This window comes from Clostridium akagii DSM 12554, from assembly GCF_000686725.1.
In the GTDB taxonomy this organism is placed as follows: Bacteria; Bacillota; Clostridia; order Clostridiales; family Clostridiaceae; genus Clostridium_I; species Clostridium_I akagii.
In genome coordinates this window covers 41,677-61,284 of sequence record NZ_JMLK01000013.1, presented here as the reverse complement: position 1 = coordinate 61,284, position 19,608 = coordinate 41,677, and the positions used below count along the sequence as shown (strand labels likewise).

The window sequence follows — 19,608 nt, the reverse complement described above, 5'->3', positions numbered from 1 at the left end:
TTTAGTACTCACACTGTAAATATATGGTATAATATTTTAAATGGTAATTTTTACTAATATATAGAGGTGATAAATATGAATTGTAAATCTGAAGTTAAAAATTTATTATCGTATTTGCTCAGTATAAAAAATATGGACGAAGAGACAATAAGAGATATGAAGGAATATACAAAAATATATTTAAGTAGTGATTTAGAAAATAAAACTGAAAAATATGAAATTAAATGCCAAGGAGAAGAATCTTGGTATTGCATTGATAAAACAAATAAGGATTTATATGATGAATTTTTTAAATTGTACAATTTAATAAAAAATGATAGTGTGAATCATGAAATAGTTTGGGCAAATTACATACTTACTTGGAACAATGGAGATAAAAAAATAATACATCCACTTATTACTACAAAACTTGAATTGGATTTTGATGCACAAAAAGCAGTTTTTTTACTAAAACCTTATAATTGTAAAATGAGAATGGAATTGGACATGCTTAGTGGAGTCGATATTGAAAACATTGATTATATTTTAAAAATCAAAGAGACCGCTGAGAATAGTAATGTTAATTTTAGAGATATAAATGAAGTTTTAGATATATTAAATAAGATAGTTCATTATTTGAGTTCAAAGGTAAATCCAGATGGAGAGATACAAAATAATATAAATGGATTAAATCAATTAAAAATCACACAATATCCAACTATATATAATTACCCTGTGATTATACTTAGAAAAAATGATCATAGACTTTGGCATGATGAACTTGTAAATACAATAAAGCTTATTGATGAAGGTTATCCTATTCCACCATCAGTACAGGCACTTGTTAGTAATGAAATTGTTGAAGATGAAAATACAAAAAAAGACTGGGCTAGTATGAGTAAAGAAATATTATTCCCATTGCCAAGTAACGAAGAACAAAAAGAAGTAGCAAGGCGATTAAAAGATAACTTTGGATTAGTTGTGGAGGGACCTCCCGGAACTGGGAAAAGTCAAACTATAGTTAATTTGATATGTCACCTTTTAGCTAACGGTAAGAGAGTTCTTATTACAAGCCAAACCGGAAGGGCACTTAAGGTTTTATCAGAAAAAATACCTGATGAAATAAAATCACTATGTATTAGTATATTAGGTGATGATACAAAATCCTTAACAAATTTGGATGATTCCCTAAGAACTATTACAGAAAACATGGCAATGAATCCTGATATTTTAAAAAGAGATATAGATGGGTTACAAATTAAATTAAATAATTGTAAGAATCGGCAAAAACAATTATGCAGAAAATTAGCTGAAACGGAAGCCATTGAGGGTAAGAAGGTTAATTTAAATGGTAATCTAATTGGACTTATAGATGTGGCAAAGTGGGTAAGAAAAAATGAAGAAGATTTATCATGGATTGAAGATAATATAAGATTTGATAGCACCTGCCCTTTAACGGATAAAGAATTTTTAAGCTTAATTAATTCACTAAATGGATTTAATAGAGAAGAAATTATGAAGGGGGGCAGAATCAAAAAGGTTTTAAGTGAAATCCCTGATTATGTTGAAATAGCTGACACCATAAATGAATTCCTGGATATGAATAAAAATCATGAAAAAAATATGGACAATCTTAAGGATTGGTATGTGGCACCTAATTCAAATATGGACTATGATGAGCTCATTAATATATTAACAATAGCAGAAAAACAGATGGGAAAAATACATGGATCTTGGGTAAGCAAGGTAATGAGGGATTATTACAATAGTGAGATAACAAGACCTGTTTTAAAGCATCTTTATATGAAATGTAGTATGTATATTAGAGATTTATCAGATATGCAAAGAAGACTTACTATCCATAGTATAAAACTACCTTCTGACAAACCATTTAATGAATTTGAAAAAGATTTTAAAAGTATTTATGACCATTTTAAGACAGGTAATAAGGCTTGGAAATTTTTCAAAAGCACACATAAAAAATATAGATATATATTTGATAATTGTTTAGTTGATGGCAAACCAATGGTACAAAGAGCGCAAATAGAAATTATAAAATTATATATTGAAAAAAAACAACTAGAGAATCAGTTTATTTTGTTGTGGAATACAAATATGAAGGAGTACGAAACTTTTGAGATAGAACAATTTAGCATTAATTCAATGATGGTATTAGAGGAATGCATCAATGAGTTAGCTATAGTTATTGATTGGAATATAAATGTGAAAAGTAAGATTTTAAACATATTAGGAGATGTGGCATTTTTAGATAAGATGGATTGGTACGAAGAAAAAACTTATACATATCTAAAAAATATAGCTATTAGCCTAAGAAATAACAATAAATTTATAAAAGACAGAGCATATATTCTCAATATAAAAAAATTATGCCATGGTTTAGAGGATTTTAGGGATATAGAAAATGCTATTGACCAAATGGATTTACAGTCACTTAAAGATGCTTATGAGGAAGTGGACAAGTTTAAAATTATGGCCAGTAATGTAGATTCTATTGATTTATATTTTGAAAAATTGCAGAATATGGCACCTAGGTTCGCAAAAAAACTTATTGAAAGCAAGGATAAAAATAGGTATAAAGAATTTAATAAAGCTTGGGACTTGGCTAGATGCAAGAGCCTACTTCAGAAGGCAAATGAAATTAGCTCGAAATTGATTGAAAAATTATTGCAGGAAGAAAAGCTTAAAGAAAATGCGTTAATAGAACAATTTGTTTCTAAGAGTGCATGGAGAAATCAAATAATTAATGTTTCTGATTCTCAAAAAAAGAGTCTTTATGCATGGCTACAAGCAACTAAAAAAATTGGTAAAGGAAGAAGTAAATTTGCTGACAAGTATAGGGATATTGCACAAAGAGAAATGGAAGATTGCAAAGATTCTGTGCCAGTATGGATAATGCCACTTAATAAAATAGTAGAAAACATAAAGGTCAATAGCAATCCTTTTGATGTAATAATATTTGATGAAAGCAGTCAATGTGATATATTTTCAATTTGTGCACTATTTAGGGCTAAAAGAGCAGTTATTGTTGGGGATGATAAACAGATAAGTCCTCAAATAGTCGGCACTGACCAAAGTATAGTTAATAAATTAATAGATAAATATTTGAGAGACATTCCACATTACCAGTGCTTTGATTTGGAAACAAGTCTTTATAATACCGCACTAAGATCATTTCCCAGTAGGCTTTTACTTAAAGAACATTTTAGATGTGTACCTGAAATCATAGGATTTAGTAATAATTTATGCTATTCAAATGAAATAATACCACTAAAATATATCAACACAAGTAATAGTCTAGGAATGCCAATAAAAGTTGTTAAGGTTATAAATGGTGAAAAAGATAAAATAAAAAACATAAATGTTGAAGAAGCAAAGACCTTGGTAAATAAAGTAGTTGAATGCTGTAAAAATATAAAATATGATGGGATGACCATGGGGGTTATATCATTACTTGGAGATACCCAGGCAGAAATTATTGGTAATATGGTGAGAGAACAAATTGGTGAAAGCGAGATGTTAAAACGAAAACTTATATGTGGGGATGCATATTCATTTCAAGGAGATGAGAGAGATATAATATTTTTATCCATGGTAGTTGGGGATAATGTTAAATTTACTGCACTTACTAGAGATGTGGACATAAGAAGGTTTAATGTAGCGGTAAGTAGAGCAAAAAATCAAATTTGGCTATTTTCATCTATTAATACAGAAAGTTTAAATCCAGATTGTGTAAGAACTAAGTTACTAAGATATTTTATGGATCCAAAATTCCATAGCATTAAAGAGGAACAAGAAATAAGGGTATTTGAAAGTGCATTTCATAAGGATGTATATAAAATTATAATGAAAAAGGGATATAAAATAACTATGCCAGAAGGATTAAGACATTATAATGTGGATTTTGTGGTTCAAGGGAATAAAAACAAGATAGCTATAGTGTGTAATTGTGGCACACGCATTGAAAAGGAAAAACTTTATGGTACCTATGAAAAACGAGGATTGCTTGAGAGTAATGGATGGGTATTCTTTAAAATAAATGGAAGTCAATTTTATATGAATCCAGAAAAAACCATGGAAAAATTATGGGAAAAGTTAGAATGTTTAGGCATAGAAAGGGTTATTGCATGATATTAGTGTAATTAATGATAAAGTTTTGCACCCAAAATTGGATAAAATCACTATGTATATGAAAATAACTAATGATAAAAACCATTAAATATGTTAATATTAGTTGTAGGATATACGTGAAGTATAATGAACATACTTAAAGTTAAATTATCATTAAATTGGCAGTAACATTTTTCAAGGAGGAATACTTATGAAGTTGAAAACCAAAATGGGTGTACGGATCTTGCTTCAATCGCTTTTTCTTATAGTTATACTTGGCGTGATTATGTATTATGAAGGTGTAGCTTCGAATGTTTTATTAAAAATAATAGTAATATATGGTGTGATAAACATAGTTTTATCATTAGTTGTTTCAGTAATTGTTAGTAATATAAGTGCAAAACCAATAGCACAGTTTACAAAATCAATGAATAGAATAGCTGATGGAGATTTCACAGTAGAGATTAATTCTAAAAATGAAGATGAGCTAGGAAAGCTAGGCTTGTTAATGAATAATACTATTAATAATATTAGAAAATCAATTTCAAATGTAAAGGAAAATGCATTAGGAATTAATGAATCCGCAGTAGCTTTATCTGGAACTTCAATAGAGATGGTTAATGCGGTTAATGAAGTTTCAAGTGCAATACAGGAAGTTGCTATTGGTGCAACCGATCAAGCACAAAATTTGGTCGATGTGGTTGATCTTGTATCTGCGTTTACAAAAGAACTAGATGAAACTAATGATAGACTTAAAAATGCGTCTGTAGAGGTACAAAATGCTGAAACAAAAGCTAATGAGGGTAATAGTCAAGTTGAAGTGCTTATTCAAACCCTTGTAGATGTTAAAGAGGCATTTGATAAGGTTCTAGAAAAAATAAATAATCTTTCAGGGGCAGTTTCAAAGATAGGAAATATTACAGATGTAATAAATGGTATTTCTGAACAGACAAACTTATTGGCACTTAATGCTGCAATTGAAGCAGCTAGGGCTGGTGAACATGGTAAAGGTTTTGCAGTAGTTGCTGAAGAAGTCGGTAAACTTGCAGAAGAGTCTCAAAAATCCTCAAAAGAAATTATGAGTTTGGTTAAAAATATAGGAAATGACACAAAAGAGGTTAAGATTACAGCTGGAAGTGTTGGGGACATGATAGAAGGTCAAGCTGAAGCTGCAAATAATACAGTTATAATTTTATATGATATTATGGATGCTATAAATGCTGTTATTCCGCTGATGGATGAAGCTAATGGGTCCATCAACACTGTTATAACTGCAAAGGATGAGGTATTAACCAAGGTACAAGCTGTCTCAGCAGTAGCAGAAGAAGTATCGGCTTCCTCTGAAGAAATATCTGCATCGTCACAACAAATGTTGGCATCGGCAGAAGAAGTAAAAAATCATGCAGATAGAGTTAGTAATGATTCTGTAGATTTAATGAATAAGGTAGATAAGTTTAGTGTATAAGTTATAATAAAATAGTAGAGATATGAAGTATTTATGAATTTTAGTTAAAATAAAGAAATATTTCATTATAAACAAAGACTGACACAAAAGTGGTTTTAACCATTTTATGTCAGTTTTTTTACATGTCTAAATAAATTATGAATCACCATTATCTGGTAATATTTCGCGAATTAAGATAAAATATAAATAAAATTTTGAAATAATTTAAAGGGTTACTGAAATTAGGCGAGAACATATAGTAAACAGTAAATTTCATATAATACTATTTATTGATATAGTATCAAGTAATTTGGAACATTTATTGATAGGGGTGGAATAATGAAAATTAGATTTGTAAGAAAACTACAAGTGAATGATGTTGTTGCAAAAGATATATTAAGCGGTGAAGGAAAAACTTTAATCAAACAAGGAATAAAAATTACTAGACAAAGCATAAAATTTTTAAGAGAAAATTTAATTCTATATATTTATATTGAGGATGAAGCATTAAATGATATACAAACAGATCCTGTTTTAGATAATTTAAAACAAAAAACACTTGCCAAGCTTCCTAGAATATTTGGGAGTATTTACACTGGAAATTATACTGATGCAAGACAGGATTTAGAATCCGTAGATGAATTGATTAATCATATATTTGAGAAAAAATGGGTAAATACAAATATGTATGAAATAAAAACCTATGATAATTACACGTATATTCATTGTTTGGATACATCGATTATGGTGGCATTTATTGGACTAGAGATGAAATATGAGAAATCAAAGCTTAGAGATTTGTGTATAGCAGCTATCTTACATGATATAGGTAAAATCAAAATACCCAATAACATTTTAAATAAAAAAAGCAAACTTACAGATGAAGAATTTGAATTGATAAAGATGCATTCTGTTTATGGAAAAGAAATACTTGAAAAAGTACCATTTTGCACAGAGTCCATTATACAAGGGGTTTATCAGCATCATGAGAGAATAGATGGAAAGGGATATCCAACGAGAACTTATGATGATGAAATAGGTGAATTTGCAAAGATTATAAGTATATGTGATGTATTTACCGCCGTAAGTGCTAACAGGAGTTATAGACAAAGATTTTCACCAAATGATGCTTATGAACTTATATTAGCAGGCTCTGGCACAAAATTTGATGAAGGTATGGTTCAAAAATTTAGAAATGTGTTTTTTATATATCCATTAGGTGCTTGCGTTAAATTAACTAATGGAGTAGAGGGGTATGTTGTAAGGCAAAATAAATTTTTTGCTGACAGACCAGTAGTTAGGATAATTTATGATGTTAATACACAGCAAAAAGTTGATATTTACGAAATTAATTTACTTGAACATCCTAATATAGCTGTAGAATCCATTATTTAAATGAAATTAGAAATAATTAGTAATTTACTTGAGTTTAATAGGTAATATGAATTATAATTAGATAAAATTATAACAACCTAAAAATTGAACTCAGGAGGAGATTTTATGTACAGTGCAGTTGAAAGACTTTTAAAATATGTTAAATATGATACTAAATCTGATGAAAATTCCCATATAACACCAAGCACTAAGGGACAATTGGTTTTAGCTAAGGAATTAGAAAGAGAACTAAGAGACATGGGTTTATCAGATGTATCTTTAGACCACAATGGCTATGTAATGGCCGTGTTACCTAAAAATATAGATGGTGACTATAAGACTATAGGATTTATCGCTCATATGGATACTAGCCCTGATATGACAGCAAATGGAGTGAATCCTAAAATTGTAGAAAATTATGATGGTAAGGACATAATACTTAATAAAGAAGAAAATATAATATTATCACCTAAGGATTTTCCTGAAATACTAAATTATGTAGGAAAAACAATAATTACTACAGATGGAACAACTCTTTTAGGTGCGGATGATAAGGCCGGAGTTTCGGAAATTATGGCAGCAATAGAATATTTAGTTAAAAACCCTAATATACCACATGGTACTATAAAGATCGGTTTTACACCTGATGAGGAGATTGGAGAAGGCGCAAATCACTTTGATGTTGAAAAATTTGGTGCGGATTTTGCCTACACTGTAGATGGAGGGGAAATTGGTGAACTTGAATATGAAAACTTCAATGCTGCAACAGCTAAAATTCACATTAAAGGAAGAAATGTTCATCCTGGTACAGCTAAAAATAAAATGATAAATTCAATGCACATAGCAACGGAATTTATAAATATTTTGCCAAGCAATGAGAAACCAGAATATACAGAGGGTTATGAAGGATTTTATCACCTTATTTCAATGAGTGGAGAAGTAGAACAAAGTGATATTGCATTTATTGTAAGAGATTTTGATAGAAATAATTTTGAAAAAAGGAAAGAACTAATACTAAGTACTGCTGAATTTTTAAATAAAAAATATGGAGATGGACTTGTTAAAGTTGATATAAAGGACTCTTACTATAACATGAAGGAAAAAATAGAGCCTGTAAAATATATTGTAGACGTTGCTTACAAGGCAATGGAAGAGGTTAACGTAATTCCAAATGTAAGTCCAATTAGAGGCGGTACAGATGGAGCTAGACTTTCATTCATGGGACTTCCAACACCTAACTTGTTTACTGGCGGACATAATTATCATGGGAAATATGAATTCATACCAACCTTTGCTATGGAAAAAGCAGTTGATGTCATACTGAAGATAGTTGAATTATACTCAAAAAAATCAATATAATTGAAAGTTAACAAATTATTAATACTTTATTAAGTGATATTCAATACCTTTTTATCTAACTGTGTTATAATGAAAACATGATGAATGAAATCTAATAACATATATATAGAAAGAAGTGATATTAATGGAGTTTGTGGGGAAAAGTTTTTCTGGGATTTTAAAGATTGTAGCTATTCTAGCTGTGGTAGTAATTTTAGGACATTTACTTATTTATGCAATACCATTTTTATTTTTTGCTGGGTTAGGAGTATATTTATTTGTGAAATTAAAAAACTATTTTAAAATTAATTTTGCAACAAAAAATGCAAAAACGAATGTTAAAGCAGATGCAAGTAATAGTACTAAAGAGGGATTTAAAGATAAGGCTTATGACAATTTAGATGGAGAAGTAATAGATGTAGATTACAAAGACGTTTAAGAAGAGGAAAGGCGCAAAGTAGATTTGTGGATGCAAAACTACTTTGCGCCTTGTCTCTTTAATTATAACAAAAAAAACTTCCTTAGTTTTTAACACGAGGAAGTTTTTATATAATTTATAGATTTTTATATTTATCAATATCTTTCATTTTATATTGCTGAACAAAGCCACCATACCTGTAGAATTTCATATCCTTTGATGGTGAATCACTTGAAATTGGCACTGCTAAACAAATTACAACTAATAAGACAAATAACCATAACATATTAATCCATCTCCTTTGATGTATTTCCTTGGATATATTATCTCATAAATGCAATAATAATTGCAATAATTTTTACAAAAGAAATTAAAGTTTCATAATTAAGCAAGGGACAAAGGATATTCATGAATAGATTGGCAATTAAAATGGTGGATAATAAGTAATTCATAAGAAAATATACTCCAATAACTTAAAAATGGATAAAGTGAAAACTATGGATTTTATAGCATTATAATGTTATCTCAAATTAATATCACTTTGAAAGGATTTTATTCATACTATAGTGATATGAGCAATGATTATTCTGAGGTGTTGTTATTGTTGTATGCTGTAATACTAGCAGGGGGTAAGGGAACAAGATTATATCCCTTGTCTAGGGAGAATAACCCAAAACAGTTTTTAGAAATAATAAATGACAGGAGTTTTTTGAAAAACACTGTAAATAGAATAAAAGATATGGTAAGTAAGGAGAATATATATATTGTTACCAATGAGAATTATAAACAGAAGATATATGATGAATTGCCTGAGATAAATTCAGAAAATGTATTTGTAGAACCAATAAACAAAGAGACCCCTTATTGAGTAATATGGGTCCTTGTCATGAAGGTTCAAGTATAGTACACAATAAAAGTTTATGTTATAATTGTAACCGTTACAGGATATAAAATGAAGTTAAGGCGTCTTAAAAAAAATAACAAGTCAGTAATTTGGTCTAGTTTATTCTAGATGTCTAAAATAAAAAATGTGAGGATGAAATTATGAATTATGAATTAGTCGCATTAGATATTGATGGTACAATTTTAAACTCAGCTATGGAAATAACGGAAGAAACAAAACGAGCAATAAAAATGTGTGTTTCTAAAGGAATAAAAGTAGTTCTTTCTTCTGGGAGATACTATGATTCAATAAAGGCATATACTAAAGATTTAAATATTGGTGGGGAACAGATAACTTTAAATGGAGCAGTTATAAAGGATGCAAAGACGGGAAAAAACTTAGAGGAATTTGTTATTCCAAAAGATGATTATAATGGGTTAATCGATAAATTGCAGGATTTGCCATATTCAACCCTTGTATTTACCGCTGACAAATATTATAAAATAGAAGATAATGAAGAGATAGGTAAAGTTGAAGTTTTAACTGGACCAAAAGGGGACATGATTTCAAGCTTTAAACAAGTTGTAAATCCAATAAAAATTCTTCTTATTATACAAGAAGAACAAGAAATAAAGAGGGCTCAAGAGCTTTTGCAGGATGATAAGTATTTAGTAATTAGGACAGGTTATAATAATATAGAAATAGTAAGACGTGACGTAAGTAAAGGAAGATCATTAAAAATTATTGCTGATAAATACAATATTAAACGAGAAAATATTTTGGCAATTGGGGATAGTGAAAACGACATAGAAATGATAAAGTATGCTGGAATGGGAATTGCAATGGGGAATGCATATGAGCATGTTAAAGAAATCAGTGATTCAGTTACAGATACTTGTGATGAAGACGGTGTTGCCAAGGCAATATTTAAATATGTATCTTTAATCTAGTAAGATAAAAACATATGTCTTATGAGGGGGATGACCATGAAAAAAATACTACCTAATATTAGAGCAATGGCGTTTATGTTGCCAATATTAGTATTAAATTTAACATATTCACTTATAGATAAATATGCAAATACAGATAAGACATTGATAACCAGCTTAGATAACAGTATACCTTTTGTAAAACAATTTGTAATGGCGTATGTAATGTGGTTTGCTTTGGTGCCATTGGTATTTTTATATGTTTGTATAAAAGATAAAGAAACTTTTGTCAGAATGCTAGTAAGTATGGTTTGTGGTCTTTTAATATCATATATTACTTTCTTTTTCTTTCAGACTACTGTTCCAAGACCAAACCTTGTAGGTAATGATATTTTTACAGATATTATAAGGATTATATATAATACGGACAGACCTTATAATTGCTTCCCTAGCATACATGTAATGAATTGTTTACTGATGATACAGGGAATGTGGGTGGCAAAAAATAAAAATACTCCATTAGCTATTGTTATAACTATATTAAATGTTTTGGTAATATTATCTACATTATTTATAAAACAACATGTAGTTCTTGATGCAGTGTTTGGCGCAGCAATAGCAATAATTGCATTTACGTTAACAAACATATTCATGAGAGAAAAAGCTATGAATTTTTGCAGAAAGATATACAGATTAACTGATTTTAATAATATATCTGAGGTAAAATAGTATAGCTATTTATTTGATGATGACATTATTATTTAAATTTCAAGAAGTATGTAAACATGCATAAAACAATTTAGTAAGAAAAAAAGAGAACTTCAAACATATATATTATTATATAATATATGTTTGGAGTTTTTTTATGAAAAAATATGAAATGAAGATTAATTTTTATAGCGGAGAAGAAGATTTAAATACAATTTTACAGAGAATAATAAGGATAAAGCTAAAAAAACAATTCATGGTATCCATTAATGAAAAGACAAGTAAAACAAAATCTAGAGCAGTGAAAAAATTATGAAAAAGCAGTGGAATGTGGCTATCTATGCCAGAGTCTCTACTGATAAAAAAGAACAGCAAGAGTCTATACCAGCTCAAATAGATAGCTTAAAGTTATGGTTAACTTCTAAAAAGAAACATGACAAAATAAATATATATAAATTAATTGATATATATGAAGATCAAGGATCTTCAGGCTCAAGCTTTCAGCGGGATGGATTTATAAGGATGAGAGAAGATATAGAAGAAGGTCTAGTAAATATGGTATTAACTAGAGATCTTTCAAGATTTTCAAGAAACTATATAATGGCGGGTTATTATCTTGAGGAATATTTTGAGCTAAAGAGAGTAAGATTTGTCTCTGTTCTTGACAATGTGGATACTATTGAAGATTACAATGATATAATACCTTTTAAAAACATACTAAATGAGATGTATATAAAAGATTGCTCTAGAAGAACTAAGGATGGATTAAAACAGAGAATGCTACGAGGTTCTTGCATAGCTAGTAAAGCGCCTTATGGTTATAGACTTAAAACAATATATGTAGATAGACTTAAGCATGTAGAGCTAGTTGTAGCATGTGACGGTACAGAAAAAGTTGTAAAAGAGATATTCAGGCTTTATTTATGTGGCTTTGGTTTTCAAAAAATTGCGGATTATCTTAATTCTAAAGAAATAAATACACCTTCTAACTCAAAGGATAAATTATGGTCAAATAGTACAATAAGATATATATTAACAAATCCTAAATATTCAGGAGTAATGGCACAACACAGATGGTCTAAAGTGAATTATAAGATAGATAAAGTTGTTGAAGTGCCTAAAGAGCATTGGATAATAGGGGAAAAGTATCAAGGAATAATTGATAAAAAAACTTACGATAAAGTGCAAACTACTATTAAAAGTAGAAAAAAAACCTATAGGCATAAAGGAATAATTCATCTATTTTCTTCGGTTTTATTTTGCGGAGAGTGCAATTCACCAATGTATTATAGGCAAAAGTATAAGGGGTATAAGTGCAAAAATAGTCAAAGCTTTAGTGGTTTATGTACTGCTCATTCTATTAAGGAAGAAGTGCTGTTATCGGGGCTAAAGGAGAAACTTAAGGAAAGCGTAGATAATAATGTTTTCTTTAAGCTAAATAAAAAAAATATGAGTATAGAGGAAATTAATAGTGTACTGCTCTTTGAAAACCTTAGTAGACAAGATATTGAGCAGATTGTAGACAAAATAATTGTACATGAAGAAAAAAACTCAAACAAAAAAACAGTGGATATATTTTTGAAATTTATAATAGTGTGATGTACGTCACAGAATCTTTTATTTAATTGCTATAGAATGTGTTTATAACATAGTTAACTAAAAGGAGATTATAAATTATGAATATATTTAAAAAAGAAGAAAAAACAATAGATCCAATGTTTTGTTATCAATGTGAGCAGACTCCAGAAGGTGGATGTACTAAATTTGGAGTATGTGGTAAAAATCCAGATATAGCAAGTCTTCAAGATACAATAATATTTGGACTTAAGGGAGTTGCAGCATATAGAACTCATGCAAATGAGCTTGGAAAAACTGACCCAGAAGTTGATGCAATAGTTAGTGAAGCATTATACACAACCCTTACAAATTCAAATTTTAGCCTAGAAGAGAATGTTTCCATGGTGCTAAAGGTTGGAACTGCGGCAGTTAAAGTCATGGATTTATTAGATGGTGCACATACTTCAAAACTTGGAGTACCAGTGCCAACAGTTGTATCTCAAGATAAAATAGAAGGCAAATGTATATTAGTTACAGGACATAATTTTTATGCACTTGAAGAATTGTTAAAGCAAACAGAAGGAAAAGGAATAAATATATATACTCATTCAGAAATGCTTCCAGCTCATGGATATCCAGAACTTAAAAAATATTCACACCTAAAAGGTAATGTTGGTAAAGCTTGGTATGATCAGAGACAATTATTTGAAAGCTTCCCAGGAGCAATACTTGGAACAACGAACTGTTTAATGCCAATAACCACAGGAACTTATTCAGACAGATTTTGGACATATGGAATAGCAGGACTTCAAGGCATTGAAAAAATTAAAAATAATGACTTCAGCCCACTTATTAATAGAACATTGGAACTACCAATAAAAAATGTTGAATCAGATAAAACATTAACTACAGGTTTTCATCATAGCACAGTTCTTTCAATAGCTCCAGAAATAATAAGTGCAGTTAAAGAAGGAAAAATAAAGAGATTTTTCGTTATAGCTGGATGCGATGCTCCAACAAAGGGAAGAAATTATTATAGAGAACTTGCAGAAGCTCTTCCTAAAGAATGTATAATACTTACAACTTCTTGTGGGAAATTCAGATTTAATGATATAGATTTTGGAACAATACCAGGAACAGATATTCCAAGATATATAGATCTTGGACAATGTAACAACTCAGGTTCAACTGTTAAAATAGCACTTGCCCTTGCAGAAGCATTTGGATGCAGCGTAAACGAACTTCCATTAAGCATTGTATTGTCATGGTTCGAGCAAAAAGCAGTAGCAATTCTTCTAGGACTATTCAGTCTTGGAATCCAAAATGTATATGTAGGACCAACAGCACCAAAATTCATTACACCAGGAGTTTTAAAGGTTTTACAAGATAACTTTAATCTTAATTTGATTAGTGGAGATGCTAAGAAAGATTTAGCTGTAATGATGGGAAAATAATAATGACAAGTTAAGAAAATTTTGTCTTGGGGCAAAATAAAACAATTAAATAAAAAGGAATGTTAGTAGATTTGTAAATAAAGCTACTAACATTCCTTTTTTATTGATTCTTCTGCGTTAGCAGAAAATCTTTAGAAACTTGTCACTTCTTGAATGGCTTGTCACTTGAAACTTGTCACCGATCCTGTAGTTTGTTTATATCAATAATAATTATCTTCTTGGAATTAGTCAAAATAAGCCCTTCTTTTTTTAGTGCACTTACGACCCGGCTTACTGTTTCCCTAGAGGTTCCAACCATATTGGCAATATCCTGTCTTGTTATAGAAGCATCAATTTCGATTCCGTTTTCGGTAGTGGTTCCGTGCCTTTTACATAGATCAATAAGTGTTTTGGTTATCCTAATATATGTGTCAGAAAAGGCCATATCCTTAACTGCAGTTTGGGATCTGAACAATCTTTTATTTAAAATTTTTATTATTTCAAGAGCAAGCTCATTATTTTGTAAAATAAGTTTTTCAATATCTTTATTTAAAATAACACCAATTTCACTGTCTTCTAGCACTTCCACGGTTGCAGGGTAATCTATGTCATTAAATAAGGTAACTTCAGCAAAAATTGATCCTTCACCCAGTATGTTTAAAGTAATATCCCTTCCATCAAAAGAGGTTTTAAATATTTTAACTTTGCCTGTTTTAACAAAGAAAAAAGCATCACCAGCATCTCCCTCATGAAAAATTATGATTCCTTTTTTATAGTTCTTTATGTTTTGAAGTTTTACTATATTTGCAAGAGCTTCACTGGAAAGCTGAGAAAATATAGGTATTTTCTTTATAAAATCTATTGAATCTGCCACATTAACACTTCCCTTGTAATTTAGGTATAAAAAATATGTCCGCACTGGTAATTTATTTTTTGAACATGTGTAACTATAGTATATAATATAAGTAGACGTTTTTATAGGAGTAAAAAAATCATCAAAATAATAACAAGTAAGTATTCGGCTCTATTTTCTTTATTGTGCTTAATATGGATACGAGAATACAGTTTTGGAGAAGTTAAAAATGAATTATGTTTATATTTTGAGATGTAATGATGAAACTTTATACACTGGATACACAAACAATTTAAAAAACAGAATAAAAGTGCATAATAATGGAAAAGGAGCAAAATATACTAGGTGTAGACTTCCTGTTCGAGTTGTATACTATGAGGAATATGAAACTAAAAGTGAAGCTATGAAAAGGGAATATGCTATTAAAAGGTTTAGAAGAATAGACAAGATTAAGCTGTTTGAGGGTTTTAAGGTTGAAGAGATGTTACTAAAATAAAAACAGAAATTAGAAATAAGGACCTGTATTGTAAACAAAGGGACCGCTACCTGCATAGGACTTGCGGCTGCCAAGCTTAAAAAGAAAGATAATGATGCTATAATGTTGGTATTGCCTTCGGACCATTATGTTGAAGACGAAAAAGCATTCATTGATACTTTAAAACAAGCGGTGGAGGTTGTGAATAAGAAGAGAGGACTTATAACCATAGGTATTACGCCTACAGTCCCAGAAACAGGATATGGATATATACAAATTGGAGAAAAGCTTGTTAATTTAGAAGATACGTATAGGGTTGAGCGTTTTGTAGAAAAGCCTAATATAGAAGTGGCAAAGGATTTTTTAATTGCAGGAAATTATCTTTGGAACAGTGGCATGTTTGTATGGAGAGCAGATGGTCTCTTTATATAGAACATGTTAAAAAAACACAAGTTGGCATTCTAGTGCCTAAAATGAATTGACAATTGTGTAAATAATTCATTTTTAATTGATAAATTTATAAAAATCATTGATTTATGCATGAAATGCCAAAAAAATATTGCATTTTAGTGGAAAACAAGTTATTTTATTAGGTAATGAGAAAAATGAGTAGGGGGAAAAAAATGAGCGAATTTAAAAGAGTATTAGTTGCTAATAGAGGAGAAATTGCTATAAGAATCTTTCGTGCCTGTAAAGAATTAGGCATTAGGACCGTGGCAATTTACTCTAATGAAGATAAATATTCCTTATTTAGAACAAAAGCAGATGAAGCGTATTTGGTTGGTGAGAACAAAAGTCCAGTCGAGGCTTATTTAAATATTGAGGAAATTATTAGTCTTGCAATAAAAAAAGGCGTAGATGCTATACATCCAGGTTATGGTTTTTTATCAGAAAATGCAGAATTTGCAAAGAAATGTACAGAAGCAGGTATTGAATTCATTGGACCTACTGCTGAAATGATGGATAAACTTGGAGATAAAATTAAATCTAAAATTGCAGCACATGCTGTAGGAGTAGCAACTATCCCAGGTTTTGAAAAGGATATTGAGTCTGTTACTGAAGCTAAAAAACTTGCTAAGGAATGTGGATACCCTATCATGTTAAAGGCAGCCGCTGGTGGCGGTGGAAGAGGAATGAGAATTGTAAGAAGTGAAGATGAAATTGGGTCTGCTTTTCTCAGTGCTAAAAATGAAGCTAAAAAGGCTTTTGGCGTAGATATTATGTTTATGGAAAAATATCTTGAAAAACCAAAGCACATAGAAGTTCAAGTGCTTGGAGATAAATACGGTAATATCGTTCATCTTCATGAAAGGGATTGCTCTATTCAGAGAAGGCATCAAAAAGTTGTAGAATTTACTCCAGCATTTTCTGTAAAGCAAGAAATAAGAGATGAAATATGTAATGATGCTTTAAAAATAGCTAGATCTGTTAACTATAGGAGTGCAGGAACTCTAGAATTTTTAGTGGATACCGAAGGAAATCACTATTTTATAGAAATGAATCCAAGGGTACAGGTAGAACATACGATTACAGAAATGATTACAGGTATTGATATAGTGCAGAGTCAAATATTAATTGCTGAAGGTCATAGATTAGACTCTGAAGAAATTGGAATAGAGTCTCAAGATTCAATTAAGCCAACAGGATTTTCCATACAATGTAGAATCACAACAGAAGATCCTACAAATAATTTTGCTCCGGATACAGGTAAAATAGAGGTATATAGAACAAGTTCCGGTAATGGAATAAGGCTAGACGGTGGTAATGGATTTGCAGGAGCGGTTATAAGTCCATACTATGATAGTCTTCTAGTAAAAAATATATCTTGGGCTAAGAGTTTTAAGGATTGTATAAGAAAATCAATTAGAGCTTTAGAGGAAACAAATATATCCGGTGTTAAAACCAATATTGGTTTTTTAATCAATGTTTTAAATCATCCACTATTTTTAAAGGGCGAATGTGATACTAGTTTTATTGACGAAAACCCAGATCTTATCGATGTTGCACCTAAGGCAGACGAAGAAAACAGAGTATTAAGATTTCTTGGTGAGAAAATCGTAAATGAAACAAAGGGAAATAAAAGAGAGTATGACGTTCCAGTAGTGCCAAAGATAATTGTACCGGAAGGGTTAAGTGGTACAAAACAAATATTGGATTCACAGGGGACTGCGGGTCTAGTTAAGTGGATAAATAATCAGGAAAAATTGCTTCTTACAGATACGACTATGAGAGATGCAAATCAATCGCTTATGGCTACAAGAGTTAGAACAAGGGATATGATTAAGATTGCTAAGCCAACTTCCGTTTTTGGAAAAGATCTATTTTCTCTTGAAATGTGGGGAGGAGCAACCTTTGACGTAGCTTATAGATTTCTAAACGAATCACCTTGGGAGAGACTTAAACAACTAAGGCGTGAAATTCCTAATGTACTTTTCCAAATGCTTATTCGTGGAGCAAATGCAGTAGGTTATAAAAACTACCCTGATAATGTAGTACGTGAATTTATTAAAGAATCTGCGGAAAGTGGTATTGATGTATTCAGAATCTTTGATTCATTAAATTGGCTAAAAGGAATGGAAGTTTCTATAGATGAAGTATTAAAAAGCGGTAAGGTAGCAGAAGCTTGTATATGTTACACTGGAGATATTTTAGATGATAGAAGGGAAAAATATAATCTAAAATATTATGTGGATTTAGCTAAGGAGATTGAGAAGACAGGAGCACATATTTTAGGAATTAAGGATATGTCAGCATTACTCAAACCTCATGCGGCCTTTAAGCTTATAAAAACATTAAAAGAAGAGATTGGAATGCCAATACATCTTCATACTCATGATACTACAGGAAATGGTGTTGCTACAGTAATGATGGCTGCACAGGCAGGTGTTGATATTGTGGACACTGCATTTAACAGTATGTCAGGACTTACTAGCCAACCAGCATTAAACTCAGTGGTGGCAGCATTAAGGAACACTAAAAGGGATACGGGTATAGATTCATACGGAATACAGCAGGTTTCGGATTATTGGGCTGCAGTAAGACCAGTATATTATAAATTCGAATCAGAACTTATCTCAGGTTCTGCGGAAATATATGAGTACGAAATTCCTGGAGGACAATATTCAAATTTAAAACCTCAAGTTGAAAGCTTTGGACTCGGACATAAATTTAATGAAGTAAAACAAATGTATAAAGAAGTTAATGAAATGGTAGGGGATATTGTAAAGGTAACTCCATCTTCAAAAATGGTAGGAGACTTTGCTATATTTATGGTTCAAAATGGATTAACAAAAGAAAATATATATGAAAATGCTGCTGGTATGGCATTCCCTGATTCCGTGGTTACATATTTTAAAGGTATGATGGGTCAACCTAGTGGAGGTTTCCCACAAAAACTTCAAAAATTAGTGCTTAAGGGAGAAGAACCTATAACGTGTAGACCTGGGGAATTACTAGAACCAGAAGATTTTGATAAAATTGGCAAACACTTAAAAGAAAAGTATAATTATGAGCCTACTATGAAGGATAAGCTTAGTTATGCTTTATATCCTGAAGTATTTGAAGGCTATTTAAAATATATCAGTATATGTGGTGATTTAAGTAGAATGGGAAGTGATATTTACTTCCATGGACTTTCAGAAAATGAAACTTGTGAGATTGAGGTTTCAAAAGGAAAAAGATTTATAATAAGACTTGTAAAAATTGGGCAAATAGATGGAGAAGGAAATAGAACGCTTTTCTTTGAGGTAGATGGATTTAGAAGAGAACTTAAAATAAAAGATAAGAATAGCAGAAATATTCAAGATATAATTGAAACGAAAGTAGCAGATCTTTCTAATAAAAAAGAAATAGGGGCTCCTATTCCTGGAACTATTTTATCAGTACTTGTAAAAGAAGGAGATAAGGTAAAAAAGAATGATGCTTTAATTGTTGTAGAGGCTATGAAGATGGAAACTAGAGTAACTGCATCAGTAAGTGGAACTGTAAAGGCTATTAACGTAAAAGAAGGCCAACAGGTAAGCTCAGGAGAGTTGTTAATAGTATTCGAATAAGAATGTCCCAAAGTAGTTTTTTCAGTGACAAGTGGCA

The 19,608-nt window shown here is 30.5% G+C and carries 14 protein-coding genes and 2 pseudogenes; 14 read left to right on the top strand and 2 right to left on the bottom strand.

What is annotated here, in order from left to right:
- Nucleotides 1-75: 75 nt before the first annotated feature.
- The 5 genes from BR66_RS0107835 to BR66_RS0107815 all read left to right on the top strand — a co-directional run bounded on the left by BR66_RS0107835 (nucleotide 76) and on the right by BR66_RS0107815 (nucleotide 8,702).
- Nucleotides 76-4,128: an AAA domain-containing protein gene (locus BR66_RS0107835; protein WP_026882420.1), complete on the top strand. Its 4,053-nt coding sequence runs from the start codon at nucleotides 76-78 to the stop codon at nucleotides 4,126-4,128.
- Between the two features lie 190 nt (nucleotides 4,129-4,318).
- On the top strand, nucleotides 4,319-5,572 hold the full coding sequence (locus BR66_RS0107830; RefSeq protein WP_051624144.1) for a methyl-accepting chemotaxis protein: 1,254 nt from the start codon (nucleotides 4,319-4,321) through the stop codon (nucleotides 5,570-5,572).
- A gap of 318 nt (nucleotides 5,573-5,890) precedes the next feature.
- Nucleotides 5,891-6,946, top strand: a complete 1,056-nt coding sequence (locus BR66_RS0107825; protein WP_026882418.1) for an HD-GYP domain-containing protein — start codon at nucleotides 5,891-5,893, stop codon at nucleotides 6,944-6,946.
- Between the two features lie 105 nt (nucleotides 6,947-7,051).
- The gene (gene pepT / locus BR66_RS0107820) at nucleotides 7,052-8,284 is read left to right on the top strand and encodes a peptidase T (RefSeq protein WP_026882417.1); all 1,233 of its coding nucleotides are present in this window, start codon (nucleotides 7,052-7,054) and stop codon (nucleotides 8,282-8,284) included.
- A 124-nt stretch (nucleotides 8,285-8,408) separates the two neighbouring features.
- Nucleotides 8,409-8,702: a hypothetical protein gene (locus BR66_RS0107815; RefSeq protein ID WP_026882416.1), complete on the top strand. Its 294-nt coding sequence runs from the start codon at nucleotides 8,409-8,411 to the stop codon at nucleotides 8,700-8,702.
- 115 nt (nucleotides 8,703-8,817) lie between these two features.
- Here the strand turns inward: BR66_RS0107815 and BR66_RS25630 are convergent, their stop codons facing one another.
- On the bottom strand, nucleotides 8,818-8,967 hold the full coding sequence (locus tag BR66_RS25630; protein WP_156946253.1) for a hypothetical protein: 150 nt from the start codon (nucleotides 8,965-8,967) through the stop codon (nucleotides 8,818-8,820).
- Between the two features lie 315 nt (nucleotides 8,968-9,282).
- Here BR66_RS25630 and BR66_RS0107805 point away from each other — a divergent pair.
- The 6 genes and pseudogenes from BR66_RS0107805 to hcp form a co-directional block, all read left to right on the top strand.
- Nucleotides 9,283-9,540 (top strand): annotated as a pseudogene (locus tag BR66_RS0107805) (sugar phosphate nucleotidyltransferase); the annotation flags it as partial.
- Between the two features lie 185 nt (nucleotides 9,541-9,725).
- Nucleotides 9,726-10,514, top strand: a complete 789-nt coding sequence (locus BR66_RS0107800) for a Cof-type HAD-IIB family hydrolase (protein WP_026882414.1) — start codon at nucleotides 9,726-9,728, stop codon at nucleotides 10,512-10,514.
- Nucleotides 10,515-10,550: 36 nt separating this feature from the next.
- On the top strand, nucleotides 10,551-11,222 hold the full coding sequence (locus tag BR66_RS0107795; protein ID WP_026882413.1) for a phosphatase PAP2 family protein: 672 nt from the start codon (nucleotides 10,551-10,553) through the stop codon (nucleotides 11,220-11,222).
- Nucleotides 11,223-11,358: 136 nt separating this feature from the next.
- Nucleotides 11,359-11,517, top strand: a complete 159-nt coding sequence (locus BR66_RS25625; RefSeq protein WP_156946252.1) for a hypothetical protein — start codon at nucleotides 11,359-11,361, stop codon at nucleotides 11,515-11,517.
- On the top strand, nucleotides 11,514-12,800 hold the full coding sequence (locus BR66_RS0107785; protein WP_026882412.1) for a recombinase family protein: 1,287 nt from the start codon (nucleotides 11,514-11,516) through the stop codon (nucleotides 12,798-12,800). Before BR66_RS25625 ends, BR66_RS0107785 begins: the two co-directional genes overlap by 4 nt.
- 116 nt (nucleotides 12,801-12,916) lie before the next feature.
- A complete protein-coding gene (gene hcp, locus BR66_RS0107780; protein WP_035795786.1) occupies nucleotides 12,917-14,212 on the top strand; it encodes a hydroxylamine reductase in 1,296 nt (431 codons plus the stop codon).
- Between the two features lie 175 nt (nucleotides 14,213-14,387).
- On the opposite strand, the gene BR66_RS0107775 is transcribed toward hcp, so the two are convergent.
- Nucleotides 14,388-15,065 carry a Crp/Fnr family transcriptional regulator gene (locus BR66_RS0107775; protein ID WP_026882410.1) on the bottom strand — a complete coding sequence of 226 codons (678 nt, stop codon included), beginning with the start codon at nucleotides 15,063-15,065 and terminating at the stop codon, nucleotides 14,388-14,390.
- A gap of 208 nt (nucleotides 15,066-15,273) precedes the next feature.
- On the opposite strand from BR66_RS0107775, the gene BR66_RS25620 reads away from it, so the two are divergent.
- The 3 genes and pseudogenes from BR66_RS25620 (at nucleotide 15,274) to BR66_RS0107760 (ending at nucleotide 19,571) form a co-directional block, all read left to right on the top strand.
- Nucleotides 15,274-15,540 (top strand): GIY-YIG nuclease family protein, encoded by a 267-nt coding sequence (locus tag BR66_RS25620; RefSeq protein WP_026882409.1) that lies wholly within the window; start codon nucleotides 15,274-15,276, stop codon nucleotides 15,538-15,540.
- Between the two features lie 33 nt (nucleotides 15,541-15,573).
- Nucleotides 15,574-15,936, top strand: a pseudogene (locus BR66_RS25615) (sugar phosphate nucleotidyltransferase); the annotation flags it as partial.
- A 206-nt stretch (nucleotides 15,937-16,142) separates the two neighbouring features.
- Nucleotides 16,143-19,571 carry a pyruvate carboxylase gene (locus BR66_RS0107760; protein WP_026882407.1) on the top strand — a complete coding sequence of 1,143 codons (3,429 nt, stop codon included), beginning with the start codon at nucleotides 16,143-16,145 and terminating at the stop codon, nucleotides 19,569-19,571.
- Nucleotides 19,572-19,608 lie beyond the last annotated feature (37 nt).

What these genes read in the sequence shown, in the direction of transcription:
- BR66_RS25620 (WP_026882409.1), top strand. Translation starts at nt 15,274, where the DNA reads ATGAATTATGTTTATATTTTGAGATGTAATGATGAAACTTTATACACT.
- BR66_RS0107825 (WP_026882418.1), top strand. Translation starts at nt 5,891, where the DNA reads ATGAAAATTAGATTTGTAAGAAAACTACAAGTGAATGATGTTGTTGCA.
- BR66_RS0107795 (WP_026882413.1), top strand. Translation starts at nt 10,551, where the DNA reads ATGAAAAAAATACTACCTAATATTAGAGCAATGGCGTTTATGTTGCCA.
- hcp (WP_035795786.1), top strand. Translation starts at nt 12,917, where the DNA reads ATGTTTTGTTATCAATGTGAGCAGACTCCAGAAGGTGGATGTACTAAA.
- BR66_RS0107830 (WP_051624144.1), top strand. Translation starts at nt 4,319, where the DNA reads ATGAAGTTGAAAACCAAAATGGGTGTACGGATCTTGCTTCAATCGCTT.
- BR66_RS0107785 (WP_026882412.1), top strand. Translation starts at nt 11,514, where the DNA reads ATGAAAAAGCAGTGGAATGTGGCTATCTATGCCAGAGTCTCTACTGAT.
- BR66_RS0107800 (WP_026882414.1), top strand. Translation starts at nt 9,726, where the DNA reads ATGAATTATGAATTAGTCGCATTAGATATTGATGGTACAATTTTAAAC.
- BR66_RS0107760 (WP_026882407.1), top strand. Translation starts at nt 16,143, where the DNA reads ATGAGCGAATTTAAAAGAGTATTAGTTGCTAATAGAGGAGAAATTGCT.
- BR66_RS25625 (WP_156946252.1), top strand. Translation starts at nt 11,359, where the DNA reads ATGAAAAAATATGAAATGAAGATTAATTTTTATAGCGGAGAAGAAGAT.
- BR66_RS0107835 (WP_026882420.1), top strand. Translation starts at nt 76, where the DNA reads ATGAATTGTAAATCTGAAGTTAAAAATTTATTATCGTATTTGCTCAGT.
- BR66_RS25630 (WP_156946253.1), bottom strand. Translation starts at nt 8,967, where the DNA reads ATGTTATGGTTATTTGTCTTATTAGTTGTAATTTGTTTAGCAGTGCCA.
- BR66_RS0107815 (WP_026882416.1), top strand. Translation starts at nt 8,409, where the DNA reads ATGGAGTTTGTGGGGAAAAGTTTTTCTGGGATTTTAAAGATTGTAGCT.
- pepT (WP_026882417.1), top strand. Translation starts at nt 7,052, where the DNA reads ATGTACAGTGCAGTTGAAAGACTTTTAAAATATGTTAAATATGATACT.